The organism is Thalassotalea ganghwensis (assembly GCF_053485795.1).
Genome location: NZ_JBQRUM010000011.1, coordinates 67,471 through 88,546 on the forward strand (window position 1 = coordinate 67,471; position 21,076 = coordinate 88,546).

Genomic DNA, 21,076 nt, shown 5'->3' on the forward strand with positions numbered 1-21,076 from the left:
AGTTTAAAAGCAATCAACTGAGGACTGTGGATGAAAAATGTATTAATTACTGGAGCAAATCGTGGAATAGGGCTAGCGTTAGCGCAAACATTTAGCCAGCAAGGTGATGCGGTATTTGGTGTTTGCCGAAAAAGTTCAGAGGAGCTCAACCACTGTGCTCAAAAGGTGATAGAGAATATTGATGTAACTGTTGATGAAGATAGAAAGCGCTTGCAATCTATTTTAGATAAAACACCGATTGATGTTCTTATTTGCAATGCAGGCATTCTAAGAGATGAGCAGCTAGGTGACATCAATACGGCAACTATTCGAGAACAATTTGAAGTCAATGCTATAGCACCACTGATGATCACAGAAGTACTACTTTCTAATCTTAATGCCGGCGCTAGAGTTGCCATGATAACCTCTAGAATGGGCTCAATTGCTGATAACGGGTCTGGAGGAAGGTATGGCTATCGAATGTCTAAAGCCGCTTTAAATGCAGCTGCTGTCTCGTTAGCGCAAGATTTAAAAGACGATAATATTTCGGTCGGGATTTACCATCCAGGATATGTACAAACCGATATGGTGAATCATGGTGGAGATATAACGGCTACTGAATGTGCTCAGCGACTAGCGCAATTGATTAATCAACAGGACATGAGCACGTCAGGGACATTTTTACATTCGAATGGTCAAACACTGCCGTGGTAATGTTGGCGACTAAGGCCGAAGATAGCAAACAGCAACGCATTTGGCATACGGTGCAATTGATACCTGAAGGTAAAGTTGCTACCTATGGCCAAATTGCCGACTTAGCTGGATTACCTGGTAGGGCTCGAATGGTAGGAAAAGCGTTAAGTCAGGTACCCCAAGATGGCTGGCAAGGGATGGCTGTACCTTGGTATCGGGTGATAAATGCTCAAGGCAAGATTTCATTTCCCGTCGATAGTGAGGCTTTTGTAAGGCAAAAGTCTTTGTTAATTGAAGAAGGCGTTGTCATTGTAGGCGCTAAGATCAGACTTTTTGATTTTCATTGGCAGCCTGATCTTAGTCAAATACTGTTTAAGTTAAAATATTAAAAATAACCTATAAACAAGATGTTCTACCGCCATCGACAGGCAAGTTAATCCCCGTGATGTAACTCGCTGCCGGCGATGCCAAAAATGCTGCCGCATAGGCAAACTCTTCAGGCTTGGCAAATCGTCTCATTGGAATGTGAGATTTCTCATTGATTGTTGCTTGCTCGATAGAAATATTTTGTTTTTTTGCCTTACCTTCAATAATCGCATCAAGACGAGCAGTGGCTGTTGCGCCAGGTAATACGTTATTAACCGTGATACCAAATTCTCCTAACTCATTAGCCAGGGTTTTAGCCCAGCTAGCTACCGCTCCTCGAATCGTGTTTGATACGCCCAAACCTGGCAGAGGTTGCTTAACTGATGTAGAAATAACATTAATAATACGGCCATAACCTTGCGTCTTCATGAAAGGGATTAACGCTTGCACTAAGTGATGGTTTGAGACCAAATGAAGATTAAACGCATCGATAAATAACTGGGCTTCTGCAGTGTTCGCAGGGCCTGGAGCCGGTCCGCCAGTATTGTTAATGAGGATTTCGTAACCACCATTGTCAACCACGTCTTGATTGATGACATGTTTAACTTGCTCTGGTTGGCTGAAGTCTGCGACAAGTATATGATGTTGTTGACCTTTTGAACAATCTAACTCATTTAACACCTTGGTTAGTGAATCAGCATTCCTTGAAAACAAGGTAACACTAGCGCCCAATGCTGCTAATTCAATGGCGCAAGCTTTACCTATTCCTTGGCTACTACCACATACCAAGGCGCGTTTGTTTGTAAAATCAATATTCATGTTTTCCTGATCCAATTTTCATTATTTGTAGCGACGTTTTAACATATTGGTCGGCAGATTGTCAGTGCAGAGCTAAATATTTGAGTTAATTTAACGATAGGAATGTTAATTTTTTTTGACATCGATTGTTGACGCCGGATAATAACCCTAAAAATTATTGTTTAAATAGCTTTATGTCTCATTCGAATAGTGCAGTTTATCTTGCAGGGCAAAAACACAATCAAGCCATCGTATTTCTCCATTCGTCATTAAGTAGTGCTAAACAGTGGCTGCCTTTAATGCATCACCTTAGTGATAATTACTTTTGTATTGCCATTGATCTATTGGGTTATGGAGAAGCAGAGCCCGTCGTTGAGCCATCGCAATATAATTTTAACCTTGAACTGCAGCGGATCAGAGAAATTGTGGCTAATACGATAGCAGATAAACCCTTTCACCTTGTTGGACATTCCTGTGGCGGTGCAATTGCGCTTAAATGGGCTGTAGAATCACCTCAAGCAATAATAAGTCTTTGCTTGTATGAACCTGTGGCTTTTCATCTTTTACCAAGTGGCAGTGATGAGCGCAAAATTATAGATGACTTTTCACAACAGGTTGCTAATAAGCCCAATATTGAAGCTGCTGAATTATTTACTGATTTTTGGAATTTTACTGGTTTTTTCCGACAGCTACCTAAAAAGATTCAAGAGCAAATGGCAAAAAGTATCGCGAAAGTAAACTTGGACTTTATTGGCTTAACTTCAGAGCGATATCATCTTGAAGATTTAAATAAATTAACGTTTTCAAGTCAAATTATCGTAGGCCGTCAAAGTCCAAAAGTCAGTCAAAACTTAGCTTTAGCTATCTCAAAAGCCTTAAGTAATTGTCGTTTAACGCAAGTTGAAGCAGGGCATATGGGGCCAATTGCCCAGCCAGGTGTATCTCTTCCTCCATTTATTGACTTTATTAATCAACAATAAAAAAAGACCATAAAAAAAGCCCAGTAGTAAGCTACTGGGCAAAAATTAAGGGAGAAAACATGATAAAGAAAGGTATTATTGGTTTTTTTCCTCCAGAAGACTTCCGCTATTTATAGCAATTTTTCTTGGTTTTAAAGCTTCTGGAATTTCTCTTTCTAAATCAATATGGAGTAAACCATTTTCCATGAACGCACCAATCACTTTAACATGATCACCTAATTGAAACTTTCTTTCAAAATTTCGCTCAGCAATACCTTGATGTAAAAACTTACGCTGTTTGTCTTGTTTATCAGCGGATTTGGTACCGGTAATGATCAAATTACTCTGTTTAGACTCTATTTCGAGTTCATCTTCAGCAAAGCCAGCTAACGCCATGGTAATGCGGTATTGATCGTCAGCTAAAAGCTCAATGTTATAAGGGGGATAGGTTGATTGTTTGTCTGCACGAGATGCTTTGTCCATCATACTTGCTAAATGGTCAAAGCCAATAAATGAACGATAAAGAGGGCTAAAATCTGTTGTTGTACGCATAATGTTATATCCTAATATGTAGCAATATATTGTTCACAAAACTATCGACTCAAGTCTATGGTTAAATAGATACTAGTTGAGAATAAGTTATTGTTTAGTAATGCCTTTCAAAAATGAACAGGCGGTTTATGTAGCCCCTTTACGGCGACTACATAAACTAAGATGGGGTGTGAAAAGAAGTTTTCAAATCATTATCTGAAAAAAATTGTTCGAATTTTGTTATATTATTGTTTTTTATGAAAAAATTAATTTTTCATTTCAACGGGTTCAACCGATTCGTTGGTGTCAATAGTTTTCAAGGTCGACAATGCAAGATCATAGTTTGGATGCTCAGAAATCGTTTCGACAATTTCTTTGTACGCTAATTTGCCCGCTTTATCGATAATTATAATCGCTCTGGTTATTAAGCCCATATCTTTAATTAATAGGCCATATTGGGTTGAAAAATCTCGCCAAACACTATCAGAAAGTACAGTAACTTGATCAATGTTCTCTGCTTGGCAAAATCGTTTTTGCGCAAAAGGTAGGTCATTGCTTATGGTCAGCATTACGATATCGTCTGAGTAATTAGAAACTTCTTCATTAAAGCGTTTAGTTTGTAGTGAGCATACTCCGGTATCTAAACTCGGAACTGCCGAGATAAGAATGGTTTTATTGGCAAAATCAGACAGTTGTACTTTAGAAAAAGACTCATTAACGACAGTAAAGTCAGGGGCTTTTTCACCAACACTTACTTGATGGCCTAATAAGGTGACAAACTTACCGCCAGCTTTCACCAAAGAAGCGTTTTCAGGCAGGTGAGAGGTGTCAGTATACGCTTTACTTATAGAGGCAAAACAACAAAGACTAGCGAGGATAACAAAAGATGGTAATTTCATAATTTATCTAATTTTTTGTAGGATAATAAAAGTTTACCTTTGATTGAGAAAATTACCATATTAACGTGTGATATTTTTTATTTTAGCTATTGTTATATTAAGCAAAACCTAATAATGTCCAAAAAGATCTGGTTATTTTTGCCAGAAACTCGAAATAAGAAAAAGTTAACTATTTTATGACTACACCGTTATTAATTTGTGATGATTCTAATATGGCGAGAAAGCAAGTTGCACGCTCGTTACCTGATGGATGGGATGTTAGTGTAAGCTTTGCTAGTAATGGTCAAGAAGCCATTGAAGCGATAAAAGCGGGCAAGGGTGATGTGCTATTGCTTGACTTAAATATGCCGATCATGGATGGATATCAAACACTTGAAGCTATTGTCGCTCAAGACTTGCCAACGATGGTGGTGGTTATTTCGGGAGATATCCAGCCAGAAGCCTATCAACGTGTTAAAAGTTTAGGGGCGTTAGATTTTATTAAAAAACCAGTAAATAAGGAGAAGCTTACTGAAATTCTCGGCTTATACGGTATTTATAAAGCTGCCCGTGAAAGTGGGCTAACTAGTTCCACCTCACCCAACGTTGATAACAGTGCAGATCTGCAAACGCAAGACAATGAACTTAAGAGCAGTAAACTTGCTCCAATGCCGAAAATAGATAAACCCATCGAAACGATAGCGCAATCTCATGATAAGCAGCAATTGCAAGCTTTAGAGCAAGATATAAGAGATTGTTATCAAGAAATTGCGAATGTCGCGATGGGGCAAGCGGGAGACTTATTGGCACGTTTACTTGATGTTTTTGTTGTCTTACCCATTCCAAACGTCAATCTTATCGAGGTTAGCGAGTTAAGCATGGCGCTTTCTGCGGTAGAAGCACATGAAAGCACTTCCGGAATATGTCAGGGTTTTATTGGCGCTGGGATTTCTGGTGAAGCTTTACTTATTTTGAACGACTCTAGCTTTAAAGATGTCGCTTCCTTAATGAATTACCAATATGAAGTCGATGAAAGTACTGAGTTGGAATTGTTGATGGATTTAGCCAATGTGCTTATTGGTGCCTGTTTAAGCGGCGTATCAAATCAGTTGGACATGTCGTTTAGCCAAGGTCACCCAGTAGTTTTAGGGCAGCACCGAAAAATATCTGAACTCATCGCAACCAATGCTGAACGCTGGAAAAGGACGCTGGCAATTGAGATTAGTTATGGAATTGAAAATTATAATATAAAGTGTGATTTGTTGTTGTTATTTACTGAAGACTCAATGAAAACACTGAATAACAAGCTAGCTTATTTATTGGATTAGTTATGTCGTTGAAAACAGAACAATTAAATGAACTACATTGGCTAATGGAAATGCTCCATTCTATTGATGCTGGCTTAGTGGTATTAGACAGAAATTATCAAATTCAAATTTGGAATGGTTTTATGGAAAACCATAGTGGTTTGCTACCAAGGGAAGCCAAAGGGAAGGTGATATTTGATTTATTTGAGGAAATACCACGAGACTGGTTTATTCGTAAAGCTGAATCGGTATTTTTGTTAAAAAATAAAGCATTCACTATTTGGGAGCAACGGCCTTACTTATTTAGGTTTCAAAATTACCGTCCGATCACCGGTAGCGCAGATTTCATGTATCAAAATACGACATTTATTCCGCTGTTATCTGCGACTGGCGAGGTCACGCATTTATGTTTGATAGTTTATGATGTTACCGATATTGCTATCCATAAAAAGGAGCTTGAAAAAGCTAACCAAGAACTTGCAATTCTTAGCCAAACCGATGGACTAACTAAACTATTCAATCGTACCCATTGGGAAAATTGCTTGCAAGCAGAGTATAAGCGCTGGTTGCGAAGTCAAAATGCCAGCTGTTTAGTTATGCTTGATATTGACCACTTTAAACGAGTAAATGATGAATATGGCCATATGGTTGGTGATGAAGTGATCCGTCATATCGCTAAATTGATCAGAGATCAGGTTAGGGAAACCGATGTATCTGGTCGCTACGGCGGTGAAGAGTTTGCCATACTTTTAGCTGATACCGATTTAGCGAGCGCAAAAACTTTCGCCGAGCGCTTGCGCAGGAATGTTGAAGAATCTGTGGTTAAATACAATGATATTGATATCAAGTATACAATATCAATTGGTATCGCAGAGGTCAGTCATAGCATTGATAATTATGAAGCTTGGATTGAATGTGCCGATGCTGCACTTTATATGTCTAAAGAGGGGGGAAGAAATAGAATAACCCTATACCCCAAGCATGGTTAAGCCCCGTTAGGGTAAGCGATATTGAATTACGGTATAAAATGAGCAGCATTTTTGAAAAATAGCTGCTCGCATTTGATTTGTGCTGGGATCAACAACCTCGTTAATGGTGTTTAAATACTTGTTTACCGTTAACCCAGGTTTCCAACACGTTTATCTTCCAGAACTCTTGCTCGTTGACGTTAAAATAGTCCTTATCTATAAGAATAAAATCAGCTTTTTTACCCGGCGTTAAACTGCCAATGATATGCTCTTGGTGACCTGCAAATGCAGCATCGATGGTAAAACTTCTCAGCGCCTCTAAACGGGTCATTTTTTCTTGTGCAAACCAACCTCCTTTAGGAAGCGATTGGTGATCTTGACGTGTTATCGATGCATGTAAACCATAAAATGGGTTAGGGGATTCAACAGGGAAATCAGAGCCTGCCGCAATAACTACGTCTTCATTAAGTAACTTTCGCCACGCATAAGCCCCCTTTATTCTATCTTCACCTAAACGATCTTGCGCCATATTTTTATCACTGGTTGCATGGGTGGCTTGCATTGAGGCAATAACACCGAGCGCTTTAAAGCGAGGTATATCCGTTAAGCGTAATACTTGTGCATGTTCAATTCGATGTCTCAGTTTTTGAGAATCTGTTGCTTGAATAGCGTTTTGATATAAATCTAAGGTCAACTTGTTGGCTTGATCACCAATGGCGTGTGTATTTACCTGAAAACCCAGCTTCATCGGCACTTCAATGTATTGTTTTAATTGCTGGTTATTGTGCAGTAATAAGCCCTTATTACCCGCTTGGTCATGATAATCATCAATTAATGCCGCGCCACGGCTTCCTAATGCGCCATCAGCTTGAATTTTAACACTATTAAAGCTGAGCATATCATCGTCGGTCTTAAATTTACCGCTTTGTAATATTGCTTGCCAGTTTTCACTTGGTAAGTAGAGCATTGCATTTACGCGAAGCGGCATTTTGTTTTCTTCAGCTAATGCTTTAAAAATTTCAAGATTACTACCATCAATTCCCGCGTCATGAACACTGGTTAAACCATAGGAGACGAGACTTTTCATGGCTTTTTCAAGTGCTATTGCTTGCTGTGCTTCGGTTAATGCAGGGATAGTTTTTTCAATTAAAGCCATGGCATTATCAATAAAAATTCCGCTTGGCTTACTATTCGTGTCTTTAACTATTTCACCACCAGAGGGAGATTTACTATCACTGTTTATCTTAGCGAGTTCCATGGCTTTGCTATTTGCCCACCCCGCGTGTCCGTCTATTCGTCTCAACCATACGGGTTGATCTGGAAAGACTTTATCTAAGGATGCCGCACTTGGAAATTGTCTATTGGACCATTGTTCCTGATTCCAACCCCTTCCGGTGATCCATGTTTGCTCTGGGTTTGCTTTTGCATAGTCCAGCGTCTTTTGTACAGCGTCATTTTCACTTTTTGCCCCCACTAAGTCAGCGGTTAACAAGCTTAAGCCGTAACTTAAAATATGGCCGTGGGCATCAACTAAGCCCGGTAGTAAAGTTTTTCCCTTACCGTCAATAAGATCGACATTAGTGTGCGTTGTTACTGTGTCGTTGCTTAAAAATATTTTATCGATTTTATCGTCAGTAAATTGAATAGCATGAAATTTCAACAACTTATCGTCATTAATTGTGTAGCCATTAATATTTTCTAGGACGGTAGTTTGAGCATAAATACCAAGACTACAACAGGCTGTACTGGTGAGTAAAAGAGAGGTTAACCATTTTTTTTTGAGCATCACTGTTTATCTTTTTATTGTTATTGAACATTGATACTAGCATGGTTTAAATGAGTTTCTTAGTCAACTAGACCGAGATTACTGCACGTGTTTAACGTGAGAGACGTTGAGCTAAATAAAGCATGATTAGGTAGGGCACCAGCATTAACCAAACAGCAAACGGTGCAATGTGCTGATACACAGTCATCCCTTGTGTTAATTCGACTTCAGCTTTAAGCACCGCTTGTTTAAATTGTGGCAAAATATCGATAATTTTCCCATGACTATCAATGACAGCGGTAACCCCAGTGTTTGTTGCACGTAAGACTGGGCGACCAAACTCTTTTGCCCGCATTCTAGCAATCTCTAAATGCTGGTGGGGGCCATGTGAATCGCCAAACCAGGCATCATTACTGACGGTAAGGATCATATTGGTTTTATCGGTAAAGTTAGCTGCTAGTTGCTCAGGAAAAGCGATTTCAAAACATATCATTGGTAAGATATTAAGCCCTTGTGCGACAAGATTTTCCTGCTGATAGGCGCCTCGCGTAAACGAGGATTGGGCTAAATTAAATAATGGCGCTAATGGTCTTAAGATATCGCCAAATGGTACAAACTCGCCAATGGGTAATAAATGGTGTTTGTAGTAGCGATTGCTGTGGTTATAAAAATAACTACCAGTGTCATCTGCAGGGGTGCGCTTACCGAGTACAATTAAACTGTTGAATGATTCTTTGGTGTCAAAGTTATAGTTGAGGATGCCGGTAATGATAGCACTGTTATTGACACTGGCTGATGCATCGGCGATGTCTAAGAACTCTTGCGTGGTCAATAAAGGCTCTATACCCGTAATCGCTGATTCCGGCCAAATAACGAGATCTGCAGGGTAACTCTGTCTCGTTAGCGTTAAGTATTTCATCATTGTTGGCCATTGTTGCTCTGGCTGCCATTTCAATTCTTGTTGGATATTGCCCTGAATCAAAGCTACATTGATGGTTTTATCACGAGCTACCAATGGATTAATTAACTGAACAAGTACTGTTACTACTCCTGTACTTATTAACAAAATGGCACTGCGACGCTGATACGTTTTGCCCACTAAGTTAGCGATAAGGACGCTAACGAAAATGACCAAGAAACTAATACCCACTTCACCGACAATTGGGGCAAAGGCGGCTAGTGGACCATCAATCTGGCTATAACCAATAGAAAGCCAAGGAAAACCCGTTAACAATCTTGCTCGTAACCATTCAACCACTAGCCAACTTGCGGGAAGTAACCAAAAATTGTAGTTTGGTTTATGAGCGAAACGACTACTTAAGTAGCTAGCCAATGCTGGAAACAAAGCTAGGTAAGCCGCTAGAAACATGGTCAACATGATAGAGACTGCTATCGGAACACCACCGAAGCGATCGATACAAACAAAAACCCAACTAATGCCGGCTAAAAACCACCCAAAACCAAAATAAAAACCATGGAGAAACGCTCGTCCAGTTTTTGCTTTAGTTAACCAATGCAGCCAGCATGGAAATACAATAAGCACTAGCCACCACTGAGAAAATGGGGCATAGGCAAATACTAAACTTGCGCCAAGCAAAAAATCAACTCGGTATTGTTTAAAATGACTAGCGGCTGACAACAGCTTGGCAAACAAGTTTTTCATGATAGTTAGGTTTTAAGACACCGTCAGGATTTAATCAGTCGTTTTGCCTAAGATAGTGTGGTTTTTAGGGATGGTAACTTGTATCGTCTGTATACGGCGGCTATCGGCGGCAGCGATTTTAAAGTCAAAGCCATTGATTTTGATATTTTCACCTTTTTTAGGCATATGTCCAAACTTATGAAGGATAATACCACCTAAGGTATCGGCATCATTCTCATCAAGGCCAGAGGTAAAATATTCATTAAATTCTGGTAATTCGATTAATGCTTTAACCATATAAACATTACCAGCTAACGGCTTAATATTCTCTTCAATTTCATCATCGGTTTCATCTTCAATTTCACCGACAATGAGCTCGAGTATATCTTCAATGGTAACAACACCAGAAACGCCACCATATTCATCAACGACAATAGCCATATGGTAGCGCTGTGAACGAAACTCCTTTAATAAAGGTTCTACCTTTTTACTCTCAGGCACAATGATAGCAGGGCGAATGACTTTTTCTAAGGTAAACTCATCTTCATGTTGATTAAAACCATAGGCCAGCAGATCTTTAGCGAGAAGAATGCCTTCTACGTGATCAAGGTCTTCTCTTATCACTGGAAAGCGTGAATGGCCTGATTCAATGATCACCGGTAAAGACTCTTCGAAAGGATCGGTAATATCGATAGTGACCATTTGTGAGCGTGGGATCATAATGTCTCGAACACGCATGTCGGAAACGACTAATACACCTTCGATCATTAATTTTGTTTCTGGTTTAATCAGTTCCCTGTCTTCTGCATCGTTTAATACATCAACTAGGGCATCTTTGTTTTGCGGCTCTCCAGTAAACAGTTGTACAATTTTATTTAAAATTGACCTATTTGAAGAGCCGTTGCTAGAGTGAGGATTATCATCGCTCATAGAGCTTTTTTACTTCCTGTTAATATCGTTAATAGCTGTTTAGTTTGAAACGTAATGTTATTATTTTCAAGTAAATTTTATTTTGTTATTTAAATTCATTTAAAACAACACGTTAAATGAAATATGGGTTAGCAATTCCTAGCGTATCTAGAATTTCGATCTCCAATGCTTCCATCTCTGTAGCATCGTCTTCATCAATATGGTCAAACCCCAACAAATGCAAGCACCCATGTATTACCATGTGGGCCCAATGAGCTTCAAATGATTTGTTTTGCTCTAGAGCTTCTTGCTCAACAACCGGGGCGCAAATTACAAGGTCACCAAGTAACGCTAGCTCTATTCCTTCAGGAACCTCAAAAGGAAAGGATAACACATTAGTGGGTTTGTCTTTGCCACGATATTGATCATTAAGCGTTTGACTTTCCTGTTGATCAACAATACGGATAGTTAACTCATAAGGTTTGTTATATTTTGATAGCGCAGCATTTACCCATGTGTGAAATAACGTTTCCGTTGGCAGCTGTGTGCTATTTGACGCTACTTGTAAATCAACCGTAATCGTCATTTAGCTATCCAGCTTCGGTTGTTGGTTGTTATTTTTTTGCTCTGCTTTTAGCTTGTTAACTTTTTTTTCATAAGCTTCATAAGCTTCAACAATTCTTGCCACGACTGGGTGTCTTACGACATCTTTTGATTGAAAAAAATTAAAACTTACCCCAGGGATATTATCAAGCACTTCAATCGCATGGCGCAATCCTGATTTTTGCCCACGAGGTAAATCAACTTGGGTAACATCACCAGTAATGACCGCACGAGAGTTAAAGCCTATCCGGGTTAAAAACATCTTCATTTGCTCAACCGTGGTATTTTGACTTTCATCGAGTATGATAAAGGCATCATTAAGGGTTCTACCGCGCATATAGGCAAGTGGAGCTATTTCAATTACGTTGCGTTCTATCAGTTTTTCAACTTTTTCAAAGCCAAGCATTTCAAACAAGGCGTCATACAACGGACGAAGATAGGGATCGACTTTTTGTGATAAATCACCCGGTAAAAACCCCAACTTTTCACCAGCTTCCACCGCGGGTCGAGTTAAAAGAATTCGTCTGATTTCTTGTCGCTCAAGCGCATCTACCGCGCAAGCTACTGCTAAATAGGTTTTACCTGTTCCTGCAACACCAATACCAAAGCTTATATCGTTGGTTAACACATTTTGTACGTAAGCTTGTTGATTATCGTTACGAGGTTTAATCACGCCACGCTTGGTTTTGATCGTGACCATTTTTTCGTAATTAACGTCGATTTTTTCTGGTGGTTGTTCCAGCGCATCTGCACTGATAATCGCTAAATGAACCATTTCATCGGTAATAGCCTTAACTTCACCTTTAACCGTTGCTGATTCGAGATATAGATCCTTTAGTAACTTTACTACTGCCGTGGCTCGTTTAGGTTGTCCGACAACTTTAAATTCATTGCCGCGATAACTTATTTCAACCCCTAAACGTTTTTCAATGGTTTTAAGGTTGTCATCCATTGGGCCACATAAATTAGCCTGACGATTATTATCCTCAGGCTCTAATTTAAAGATTTGGTGGGCGTTTTTAGTCAAAATTTCTTCCTTGATTCTCTAAGGCGTGTAGGTGTTAACCCCTAGCTCATCTGAAGATTGCGTTGATTCTTGGTGATGGTTGTTAGCAAGAATATCCGCAGGAGACATTGCAATACGCAGTCCCATTTCATCTTCAGTTCTTACTAGCTTGCCACGTAAGGAATTGGCATAAACATCAGTAATTTCAACATCAACAAACTTACCAATGACATCGTGAGGCGCTTCAAAATTAACGATACGGTTATTTTCAGTTCTGCCTCGAAGCTCCATTGGGTTTTTCTTTGAAGGGCCTTCAACAAGAATACGTTGTTCAGTACCAAGCATTTGACGAGCAATACGCAACGCTTGTTGATTTATGCGATCTTGCAATATCTGCAAACGTTGTTTTTTGGTGTCATCACTAACATCATCAGGTAAGTCTGCAGCAGGGGTGCCAGGTCGTGCACTGTAGATAAAGCTAAAGCTCAAATCAAAATCAATCGCTTGGATCAGATCCATTGTCGCTTGAAAATCGTCATCGGTTTCCCCTGGAAAGCCAATGATAAAGTCTGATGACATACAAATATCAGGGCGTGCTTTACGAAGTTTACGAATTTGGGATTTGTACTCTAGCGCAGTATGTCCGCGCTTCATTTGCGTGAGAATACGATCAGAGCCACTTTGCACGGGCAAGTGCAGGTGACTAACAAGTTCGGGGACATCTTTATACACCTCGATGATATCGTCAGTAAATTCTACTGGATGAGAGGTGGTGTAACGAATACGGTCGATACCATCGATCGTCGCTATCAATCGGATAAGCTCTGAAAATCGACAAATGCTACCATCATGAGTAACACCGCGATAGGCATTAACGTTTTGACCTAATAGATTTACTTCTCTGACGCCTTGCTCAGCCAATTGCGCCACTTCGTAAAGTACATCATCAAGTGGGCGGCTGACTTCTTCACCTCGGGTATATGGCACGACACAAAATGTACAATACTTACTACAGCCTTCCATAATAGAAACAAATGCGGTTGCACCTTCAGCTTTTGGCTCAGGTAGGCGATCAAACTTTTCAATTTCAGGAAAGCTGACATCAACAACAGGGGTATGGTCACCGGTAACTTGTTTGATCATTTCGGGTAAACGATGAAGTGTTTGCGGACCAAAAACCATATCGACAAATGGTGCCCGTTGACGAATAGCATCGCCTTCTTGAGAGGCAACACAGCCACCTACACCAATGAGTAGGTCTGGTTTCGTATCTTTGAGGTTCTTCCATCGCCCGAGTTGGTGAAACACTTTTTCTTGAGCTTTTTCACGGATTGAACAAGTATTAAGTAAAATTACATCCGCTTCTTCAGCTTCTTGTGCTAATTCAAAGCCATGGGTGGAATCTAATAGCTCAGCCATTTTCTGCGAGTCATACTCGTTCATTTGGCATCCCCAAGTTTTGATATATAACTTTTTACTCATTACTACTGCGCCTAACTTCTGCTTACGTGATAAAAGAGCGGTATTTTACTCTTTCTTGTTAGCAGAGGCTAGTGAAAGTCAAAGCTTAGCCGAAAATTTCGATAGTTCTTTATCGTGGTTAAAATAAGAACGCCACTAAATCAAAGGCTTTGTTTGGATTAATTAACGCCACAACAATCGACAAACCGCCAGTCAAAGGGTAAAAAACACAGTTGTCTTCGACTAAGCTTATTTTCAACGATTAATGCAATTGTTGCAGCGAGTGGATAAAATGCCTCATCAAGAAAGTGTCATTAACGGCACTGAAATCACCAATTGACTACCTGTTGGGCGCTCTTCGAAGACATTGACTGAAGCTTTGTATTTATTGGCAATTTGACGAATAAAGTACATTGCCATGTCAAAATTTATTTTGCTTTTATAATTGGTAAAACTACCTTCATCATCACTTATGGTTAACCAGATTTTTTGTTTAAATTCTTTTATTGAAATATTAAATACTCGGCCATTGCCATTGAGCACCGCTGAGGTTATCGCGTGGTAAAGCATGGTATAAATATCTGATTGAAGCTCATAACTGAGCGTGCTTTCATCGATATCGTTAGTGTAATGTATCTTCACGTGGTATTTTTTCTCTGCGTAGTCAATCAAATAAGGAAGTGCGACTGACAGCGTTTTACCATATAAACCATCTGGAGTTTTTGCATAGGAGCTACCATGTAATTCTTCGATGGACTTTTCGATGAGCGAGCTGACTTTATCTTTATTTGCCAAAAGCTTGTCGTTATCATCGATACATTGGTGCCATAAAGTAAGTAAGTTAGATAGATTTTTTTGAACATTTAGCACAGCTTTACCTTTGGTTTTTATATCATTGGCAAGTAATGCATGAATATGGCTAATAGAGCGGCCACGTAAATACAAAAGCCACAGGACTAAACTGATAAAACCGATAAGGAAAACCGCATACAAAACACGTATTCTTGGCGTCCAATACCAAGGGTAGGCAACGTGGATTTCAGCAAACGTTTGATGATTACTCCATTGTCCTAAACTGTTTGTGCCTTTGATATTTATGTAGTAACTGCCCGAAGCAAGTCCAGTTAAGTTCAGTTGGTTTCCGGAAACAGGATACCAAAGGCCCTTGTTGATTTGATATTTAAATTGTTTAGCAATGCCAGGACGATAATCTAATGACGCTAAATCAAGTTGAACAACATCATTGGCTGAGTCGATATTAATGACTTTATTAAGTACAGTCGACTGTCCCGAGACTGTTACTTTGCTCACAATAATATTGGCATCAAAGGCCGTTGGCTGTGATATTGGAATCTTAACAACTCCTCCAAAATGACCAATATAGATGTTATCGTCGATTAAAACCGGTTCACATGTGAAACTAAATTCTTGGGTGTTAGGTATCAGAGATAGTGCGAACGTCTTAATATCAATTTGATAAACACCATTTCTTGAAGGGGCCCATATATGATCTTGAACTAAGGCCGCTTTTCCAAAATCAATCCCTTTTCCAATTTGTTTTAATAGTTCACCATCATAATTGAGAATAAACGCCCCCTCGCGTTTAGAAAATGCAAATATTTTATTGTTAGTAGCAATCAATGAGATTATTTTTGATGTGCTAGGGATATTAATATGGCGAATTTTGTCTGAAGCAGCATCATAAATGTCTATACCTGCAGCAGTGGCCAACCATAACTCTTTATCATTGACTATTTCAATATCGATTATTTCAGGAGAGCTAAATGGGTAAATCGCGTCTACTTTGTATAATTGCTGTTGAGTTTCAATATCAAAAACTATAAATCCATTGCCGTCGGTAGATATATAAAGTTTGTTTCCATGATGTGTTATTCCTAACATTATTTGGTTATTATCATCAAACTTCAATTTATCAATACTGTGGTTAATCAAGTCATATCGCCAAAGGCCATCAAAGGTGGCAAGATATAATTGATTCTCGACGACTTTAAGATCATTTATTCGTCTGCTATCGCCGATAAGCTTATCAGCAATATCTTTATTTATGACTTTGCTACTATCATTATAGGTGTGAAGTCCATCTCCATAACTACCTATGATTAATTCGTCACGGTATTTTTCTAGCTCAATAACATTAATTGACGCATTAAATATAAAATCTTTATCAGTAATTGAAATTTTAGATACTCTACCGACACCCTGACTACTCGCGTACCATATAACATCGGAACTATCGTGATAAATGAATCTAACCCTTTTATCATTAATATTTTTAAACTGATGTTTCAATTTAATTAGTTGAGTATCAAACTGATGAATTTTTCCGTTTAAATCCAACACGAAAATGCTTTTCTCATTAAAGCTTTTGGTCATTAATTGAATTTGAAAGTCAACATTTAATGATGTGGTTATTTGATTGTTCTCTATAACGATGAGCTTATTTTGCAATGCAACAATCACTTTATCTTCGATAACTATGACGGTTTTCAAGTCACCTTCAAAAACAGTGTCTAACCCTAAAGCCGTAACTATTGATAACTTTTGATTATCAAAATAGTATAGGTTCTCCGTTGTTTCGACAAAGTCACCGTAAGAAATATGACTGTCAATTATTTGTGTTGTTTGCTCTACCGGGTCTAATTTGTATAACTTGTCAGCGATAAAGTAGTAATTATTCTTAAACCAGTGGGCGGAAATTGTGCTTTGATTATCAATGGAAATTGGTAACTGGTCGATGTAGCCATCTTTAGGGTTAAAAAGCCAGACACCACTAGTTTCTGTGCTCAGTAGGAATTTATCGTTTAAATTGGCGATATGATGAAGCCAAGTAAAAGGAAGTGGCCATTTATCACTAAACTTACCGTAGGTGATAACTTCCTGACCATCAAAGCGACTTAACCCTTGTTGTCCTGCAAACCAAATAAAGCCGCTATTATCTTGAGTTATATGATTAATGCTGGTTAGAGATTTTAGTACTTTAACATCAGCATTCGCTGACATTGTATAAATGGATATTAGTGGTGGTAAGAACCACCACCAATTTATTTTAGCTAAATTATGTAATACTTTTTGGAGCGATTTTAGGAGAATGATCATTCTGTCCACAGCGCGGGTGTGCTGGCGGGACTGCATCTTCTTCTTCAGGTTTTTGCACCAGGATATAAGTTGGTTTACGTGGGTCATTTTCTTCTTGTTTTTCATTCCATGCTTTTCTGATCTTATCGGCATGTACTTTGCCATATTTAACTTCATAGGCAGTGGCAAGCATTTCGACACCAAAGTCATCCATTACCATAATCGAGTTGTTATGGTAGCCACTATCAGTATCAAAATCTATATCTACGGTTAAGATTTTATCGCTTGGTAGCACTAAATCACAGCGCATTTTCGCGACAACTGCGCGATCTTCATGGGCTTTTAACTTTGTAAGGTTTGGTTTTTCGGTAAAATCATAGACCAAGTTAAAGTCTTTAGTGACGCGAACTTCTTTTTTTAATGCTGACATAATCATTCCTTATTGTTATGTAGTTAATTGCGTGTTACTCACGCCAATTTAGTATACCGAATATCCTCGACATGACTACAAGAAAATTTCAACGTGCTGTCAATTACTTAGATTAGTTATCGATAATCTATGCGCTCTTAGTTAAAATAACCCAAACGGTTAACTTAGGTAACAAGGCGTGAATAATTTTGATTGCATCGTTAGCGGTGGTGGTATGGTGGGGGCGGCTGCTGCGCTGTCAATGGCTCAACTTGGGTTAACCGTTGCAGTTGTTGAAAAGCACGAACCCAAGGCGTTTAATGTTGAGCAACCACATGATATCAGGGTTTCTGCAATTTCTATTGCCTCACAGCAGTTACTTGAAAGTTTGGACAGCTGGCAATACGTGGTTAATACCCGGGCGGCTAAATATTCGCGCTTAGGAGTTTGGGAACAAGATTACAGTTATACCGAGTTTAATGCTAATGAAATTGAGCAGCCACATTTAGGGCATATTGTTGAAAATCGTGTGATTCAACTCGCATTGTGGCAACAGTTAAAGCACCACGACAATATCACAATACTTTGCCCGGACAGTATTTCTAGCATCAAGCAATCGGAAAAAGAAATAATGGTTTCGTTAGCAGAGCAAGATATTTCTGCTCGCGTATTAATTGCTGCCGATGGCGCAAACTCGGCAATTAGGCAAATGGCCGGTATTGGTATTACTGGCTGGGATTATCAACAGTCAGCAATGCTGATTAATGTAGAAACACAAGCAGGTCAGCAAGACATTACTTGGCAACAGTTTACCCCGAGTGGCCCACTTGCTATGTTGCCATTAACCGGTCATCAGGCATCATTGGTTTGGTATGATGATAAAGATAAAATCAAACAACTTTCTCAATTATCATCAGAGCAACTTTGCCATCTTATCAATCAGACCTTTCCTAAAAAGCTAGGTGAAGTTAAACGCGTTTTGGCCAGTGGAGCATTTGGGTTAACTCGGCGTCATGCTAATCGCTATCAACAGGGCAGAGTGCTGCTTCTAGGGGATGCCGCACACACCATAAACCCTTTAGCAGGACAAGGGGTTAATTTGGGGTTTAAAGATGTTCACGCATTAAAAACTTTGGTTGCCAAAGCCATTGGTGAAGGAAAATGCTGGCATGATACTGACACGCTTGCTCAATATGAACAAGCAAGACGCTGTGATAATTTACTGATGATGTCGACCATGGATGCCTTCTATCAAGTATTTAGTAAACAACTTCCTGGCTTAGCTAAGTTACGAAATCTTGGCTTAACGATGGTTAATAAGGTACCTGTACTTAAAAAGAAAGTCCTAGCTCATGCTTGCGGGTTATAAATCACTATAATGGTGAAGAGTAAGTGATAGGGGGGACGCAGATACGTTAACCTTGCATAAATTTTACCAACAGATCATGATAAAACAGCACTTGGTAAAACAACACTTGATAAAAGAACATATGACAAAGTAACACAATATAGCACGAGGCCGTGACTAACAGTTTAACTCTTGCGTGTTTTTTGTTGATTATTTAGAAAATTTAATGAATATGAATACTTAAGAAGAAGTGGCAGGGGTATGAGGATTTGAACCTCAGAATGACGGGATCAAAACCCGCTGCCTTACCGCTTGGCTATACCCCTGCAGAAACTTGCAGTGTTACATTTATCCTCTAAAAGGAAAGTGGCAGGGGTATGAGGATTTGAACCTCAGAATGACGGGATCAAAACCCGCTGCCTTACCGCTTGGCTATACCCCTGCAATGTAACTTTCTCACACTAAACGTGTGTTGAAATGGTACGGGGTGAGAGACTTGAACTCTCACATCTTGCGATACTGGAACCTAAATCCAGCGCGTCTACCAATTCCGCCAACCCCGCATTTTTCAAATGGTGGCTACACCGGGATTTGAACCTGGGACCCCATCATTATGAGTGATGTGCTCTAACCAGCTGAGCTATGTAGCCTTTCCAACCTTGCCTCTCAGCAAGTGGCGCGTATTATGCAAATCTGCTCAGCGTACGTCAACCGTTTTTTTTCAAAAAAATAAGACTTTTTGACTGTTTGCCTAAACTCTCGACAAAACGTCGATAATATACACAAAAAGTTAACCTTTTTCGCGTTTTTTATGAAAAAATATTTTGAATTTACTGAACTGCTTCATCGTGAAATGTGATTAGTTAAAGGCAAAAACGTCAGAAGTGATGAAACTAATAACGTCTAATACTTGTTGATGTTGTGTTTAATATTATTGATAAGGTAATTAACACAATATCTTTAAAGCTCAAAAGATAGCCTGTATAGAACTTTTTAATTAATAATACTTAGGGAATGAATTTTATCTTAGCGGTTGCTTACATAGGAATAAACTTACATAGCTTTAATGCGTTTAAGGTACTTTTTAATCTTTATGCTGAATCTATAGCTAACAATAACGCTTAAGAAAAGGTCAAGGTGAGGCACTTAGATGACACATATCCTAATTAAATTCGTTCAAATTATGACTACAAGTTAGAGAAACAAAAAAGAGCGCTGTTGCGCTCTTTTTTACTATGTTTATACTTGTGAAGACTAAACGTTAAAACGAAAATGTACAACGTCGCCGTCTTTAACAAGGTAATCTTTACCTTCTAAGCGCCATTTACCGGCTTCTTTAGCACCAGATTCACCATTATATGCAATAAAGTCATCGTAGCTTACTACTTCTGCACGAATAAAGCCTTTTTCAAAGTCTGTGTGAATAACACCTGCAGCTTGCGGTGCGGTGGCATTTTGTTTTACTGTCCACGCGCGAACTTCTTTAACACCCGCAGTGAAATAGGTTTGTAATTGTAATAAGCCGTAACCAGAGTTTATGACACGGTTAAGACCTGGCTCTTCTAAGCCCATTTCAGCCATGAACTCATCACGATCTTCCTCGTCCATTTCTGATAATTCGCCTTCAATTTCTGCGCACACTGGCACAACAACAGCACCTTCTTGTTCAGCAATCTTGTGAACGATATCGAGATAGGGGTTATTTTCAAAACCATCGTCATTAACGTTGGCAATGTACATGGTCGGTTTAATCGTCAGGAAGTTTAAATACTTAACTGCGGCAATTTCTTCTTTGCTTAACTCAAGTGAACGGATCATGTGACCTTCTTCAACATGCTTTAAGATTTTTTCTAATACTGGTAACTCAAATTTAGCGTCTTTATCGCCGCCTTTCGCGCGTTTAGTTTGACGAACAATAGCGCGCTCAGCAGTATCCATGTCGGCAAGTGCAAGTTCAGTATTAATTACTTCAATATCGGCCGCAGGGTCAATTTTATTGGCAACATGAATGATATTGTCATTCTCAAAACAACGAACCACGTGGCCAATGGCGTCGGTTTCACGAATATTTGCTAAAAACTTATTTCCTAAACCTTCTCCTTTTGATGCACCAGCGACAAGCCCCGCAATATCAACAAACTCCATAGTTGTTGCTATCACACGCTCTGGATTGACAATTTTGGCAAGGGCATTCAAGCGAGGGTCGGGTACAGGTACAACACCAGTATTCGGTTCAATAGTACAAAAGGGGAAGTTAGCTGCTTCGATCCCGGCTTTGGTTAATGCATTAAATAGAGTAGATTTACCTACATTTGGTAAACCGACGATGCCACATTTAAATCCCATGATAATACCTTT

At 39.2% G+C, this 21,076-nt stretch carries 18 protein-coding genes and 4 tRNA genes; 6 read left to right on the forward strand and 16 right to left on the reverse strand.

Annotated elements, in window-relative coordinates:
• Window positions 1-30 precede the first annotated feature (30 nt).
• Both ACSLUH_RS12370 and ACSLUH_RS12375 read left to right on the forward strand, forming a co-directional pair.
• Window positions 31-693 (forward strand): SDR family oxidoreductase, encoded by a 663-nt coding sequence (locus ACSLUH_RS12370; protein ID WP_448567426.1) that lies wholly within the window; start codon window positions 31-33, stop codon window positions 691-693.
• Entirely contained in the window at window positions 693-1,061 is a 369-nt protein-coding gene (locus ACSLUH_RS12375; protein ID WP_448567428.1) for an MGMT family protein, read from the forward strand. Before ACSLUH_RS12370 ends, ACSLUH_RS12375 begins: the two co-directional genes overlap by 1 nt.
• A 7-nt stretch (window positions 1,062-1,068) precedes the next feature.
• On the opposite strand, the gene ACSLUH_RS12380 is transcribed toward ACSLUH_RS12375, so the two are convergent.
• On the reverse strand, window positions 1,069-1,857 hold the full coding sequence (locus ACSLUH_RS12380) for an SDR family oxidoreductase (RefSeq protein ID WP_448567430.1): 789 nt from the start codon (window positions 1,855-1,857) through the stop codon (window positions 1,069-1,071).
• Window positions 1,858-2,030: 173 nt separating this feature from the next.
• Between ACSLUH_RS12380 and ACSLUH_RS12385 the strand changes: the two genes are divergently transcribed.
• Window positions 2,031-2,816 (forward strand): alpha/beta fold hydrolase, encoded by a 786-nt coding sequence (locus ACSLUH_RS12385; RefSeq protein ID WP_448567432.1) that lies wholly within the window; start codon window positions 2,031-2,033, stop codon window positions 2,814-2,816.
• A gap of 75 nt (window positions 2,817-2,891) precedes the next feature.
• Here ACSLUH_RS12385 and ACSLUH_RS12390 read toward each other — a convergent pair whose 3' ends face one another.
• On the reverse strand, window positions 2,892-3,347 hold the full coding sequence (locus tag ACSLUH_RS12390; RefSeq protein ID WP_448567434.1) for an Hsp20 family protein: 456 nt from the start codon (window positions 3,345-3,347) through the stop codon (window positions 2,892-2,894).
• A 245-nt stretch (window positions 3,348-3,592) separates the two neighbouring features.
• Complete coding sequence (gene tpx, locus ACSLUH_RS12395; protein ID WP_448567538.1) at window positions 3,593-4,228, reverse strand: thiol peroxidase; 636 nt, start codon at window positions 4,226-4,228, stop codon at window positions 3,593-3,595.
• A gap of 173 nt (window positions 4,229-4,401) precedes the next feature.
• On the opposite strand from tpx, the gene ACSLUH_RS12400 reads away from it, so the two are divergent.
• Both ACSLUH_RS12400 and ACSLUH_RS12405 read left to right on the forward strand, forming a co-directional pair.
• Window positions 4,402-5,532 (forward strand): response regulator, encoded by a 1,131-nt coding sequence (locus ACSLUH_RS12400; protein ID WP_448567436.1) that lies wholly within the window; start codon window positions 4,402-4,404, stop codon window positions 5,530-5,532.
• Window positions 5,533-5,534: 2 nt separating this feature from the next.
• Window positions 5,535-6,500 (forward strand): GGDEF domain-containing protein, encoded by a 966-nt coding sequence (locus ACSLUH_RS12405; RefSeq protein WP_448567438.1) that lies wholly within the window; start codon window positions 5,535-5,537, stop codon window positions 6,498-6,500.
• A gap of 100 nt (window positions 6,501-6,600) precedes the next feature.
• On the opposite strand, the gene ACSLUH_RS12410 is transcribed toward ACSLUH_RS12405, so the two are convergent.
• The 8 genes from ACSLUH_RS12410 to ACSLUH_RS12445 form a co-directional block, all read right to left on the reverse strand.
• Window positions 6,601-8,265 (reverse strand): amidohydrolase, encoded by a 1,665-nt coding sequence (locus ACSLUH_RS12410; RefSeq protein WP_448567540.1) that lies wholly within the window; start codon window positions 8,263-8,265, stop codon window positions 6,601-6,603.
• Window positions 8,266-8,356: 91 nt separating this feature from the next.
• Complete coding sequence (gene lnt / locus ACSLUH_RS12415) at window positions 8,357-9,907, reverse strand: apolipoprotein N-acyltransferase (protein WP_448567440.1); 1,551 nt, start codon at window positions 9,905-9,907, stop codon at window positions 8,357-8,359.
• 30 nt (window positions 9,908-9,937) lie between these two features.
• A complete protein-coding gene (locus tag ACSLUH_RS12420) occupies window positions 9,938-10,816 on the reverse strand; it encodes a CorC family transporter (protein ID WP_448567442.1) in 879 nt (292 codons plus the stop codon).
• Window positions 10,817-10,928: 112 nt separating this feature from the next.
• Entirely contained in the window at window positions 10,929-11,381 is a 453-nt protein-coding gene (gene ybeY / locus ACSLUH_RS12425; protein WP_448567444.1) for an rRNA maturation RNase YbeY, read from the reverse strand.
• Entirely contained in the window at window positions 11,382-12,425 is a 1,044-nt protein-coding gene (locus tag ACSLUH_RS12430; protein WP_448567446.1) for a PhoH family protein, read from the reverse strand. It lies immediately after the preceding gene.
• Between the two features lie 18 nt (window positions 12,426-12,443).
• Window positions 12,444-13,886, reverse strand: coding sequence for a tRNA (N6-isopentenyl adenosine(37)-C2)-methylthiotransferase MiaB (gene miaB / locus ACSLUH_RS12435; RefSeq protein ID WP_448567448.1), 1,443 nt, complete (start codon window positions 13,884-13,886; stop codon window positions 12,444-12,446).
• Window positions 13,887-14,165: 279 nt separating this feature from the next.
• Entirely contained in the window at window positions 14,166-16,886 is a 2,721-nt protein-coding gene (locus tag ACSLUH_RS12440) for a ligand-binding sensor domain-containing protein (RefSeq protein ID WP_448567450.1), read from the reverse strand.
• Window positions 16,887-16,941: 55 nt separating this feature from the next.
• Window positions 16,942-17,391: a hypothetical protein gene (locus tag ACSLUH_RS12445; protein ID WP_448567452.1), complete on the reverse strand. Its 450-nt coding sequence runs from the start codon at window positions 17,389-17,391 to the stop codon at window positions 16,942-16,944.
• 178 nt (window positions 17,392-17,569) lie between these two features.
• Between ACSLUH_RS12445 and ACSLUH_RS12450 the strand changes: the two genes are divergently transcribed.
• Complete coding sequence (locus tag ACSLUH_RS12450; protein WP_448567454.1) at window positions 17,570-18,739, forward strand: FAD-dependent monooxygenase; 1,170 nt, start codon at window positions 17,570-17,572, stop codon at window positions 18,737-18,739.
• Between the two features lie 230 nt (window positions 18,740-18,969).
• Here the strand turns inward: ACSLUH_RS12450 and ACSLUH_RS12455 are convergent.
• The 5 genes from ACSLUH_RS12455 to ychF form a co-directional block, all read right to left on the reverse strand.
• Window positions 18,970-19,044 (reverse strand) — tRNA-Gln (locus ACSLUH_RS12455).
• A 41-nt stretch (window positions 19,045-19,085) separates the two neighbouring features.
• Window positions 19,086-19,160, reverse strand: a tRNA-Gln gene (locus ACSLUH_RS12460).
• 36 nt (window positions 19,161-19,196) lie between these two features.
• Window positions 19,197-19,281 (reverse strand) — tRNA-Leu (locus ACSLUH_RS12465).
• Window positions 19,282-19,291: 10 nt separating this feature from the next.
• Window positions 19,292-19,368, reverse strand: a tRNA-Met gene (locus tag ACSLUH_RS12470).
• Window positions 19,369-19,972: 604 nt separating this feature from the next.
• Window positions 19,973-21,064 (reverse strand): redox-regulated ATPase YchF, encoded by a 1,092-nt coding sequence (ychF, locus tag ACSLUH_RS12475; protein WP_448567456.1) that lies wholly within the window; start codon window positions 21,062-21,064, stop codon window positions 19,973-19,975.
• Between the last annotated feature and the right edge of the window lie 12 nt (window positions 21,065-21,076).

Bases quoted from the DNA above. Each gene is read 5' to 3' on its own strand.
- ychF (WP_448567456.1), bottom strand. From the start codon at position 21,064: ATGGGATTTAAATGTGGCATCGTCGGTTTACCAAATGTAGGTAAATCT.
- ACSLUH_RS12370 (WP_448567426.1), top strand. From the start codon at position 31: ATGAAAAATGTATTAATTACTGGAGCAAATCGTGGAATAGGGCTAGCG.
- lnt (WP_448567440.1), bottom strand. From the start codon at position 9,907: ATGAAAAACTTGTTTGCCAAGCTGTTGTCAGCCGCTAGTCATTTTAAA.
- ACSLUH_RS12420 (WP_448567442.1), bottom strand. From the start codon at position 10,816: ATGAGCGATGATAATCCTCACTCTAGCAACGGCTCTTCAAATAGGTCA.
- ACSLUH_RS12445 (WP_448567452.1), bottom strand. From the start codon at position 17,391: ATGTCAGCATTAAAAAAAGAAGTTCGCGTCACTAAAGACTTTAACTTG.
- ACSLUH_RS12400 (WP_448567436.1), top strand. From the start codon at position 4,402: ATGACTACACCGTTATTAATTTGTGATGATTCTAATATGGCGAGAAAG.
- ybeY (WP_448567444.1), bottom strand. From the start codon at position 11,381: ATGACGATTACGGTTGATTTACAAGTAGCGTCAAATAGCACACAGCTG.
- ACSLUH_RS12375 (WP_448567428.1), top strand. From the start codon at position 693: ATGTTGGCGACTAAGGCCGAAGATAGCAAACAGCAACGCATTTGGCAT.
- ACSLUH_RS12380 (WP_448567430.1), bottom strand. From the start codon at position 1,857: ATGAATATTGATTTTACAAACAAACGCGCCTTGGTATGTGGTAGTAGC.
- ACSLUH_RS12385 (WP_448567432.1), top strand. From the start codon at position 2,031: ATGTCTCATTCGAATAGTGCAGTTTATCTTGCAGGGCAAAAACACAAT.
- ACSLUH_RS12410 (WP_448567540.1), bottom strand. From the start codon at position 8,265: ATGCTCAAAAAAAAATGGTTAACCTCTCTTTTACTCACCAGTACAGCC.
- ACSLUH_RS12440 (WP_448567450.1), bottom strand. From the start codon at position 16,886: ATGTCAGCGAATGCTGATGTTAAAGTACTAAAATCTCTAACCAGCATT.
- ACSLUH_RS12405 (WP_448567438.1), top strand. From the start codon at position 5,535: ATGTCGTTGAAAACAGAACAATTAAATGAACTACATTGGCTAATGGAA.
- ACSLUH_RS12390 (WP_448567434.1), bottom strand. From the start codon at position 3,347: ATGCGTACAACAACAGATTTTAGCCCTCTTTATCGTTCATTTATTGGC.
- miaB (WP_448567448.1), bottom strand. From the start codon at position 13,886: ATGAGTAAAAAGTTATATATCAAAACTTGGGGATGCCAAATGAACGAG.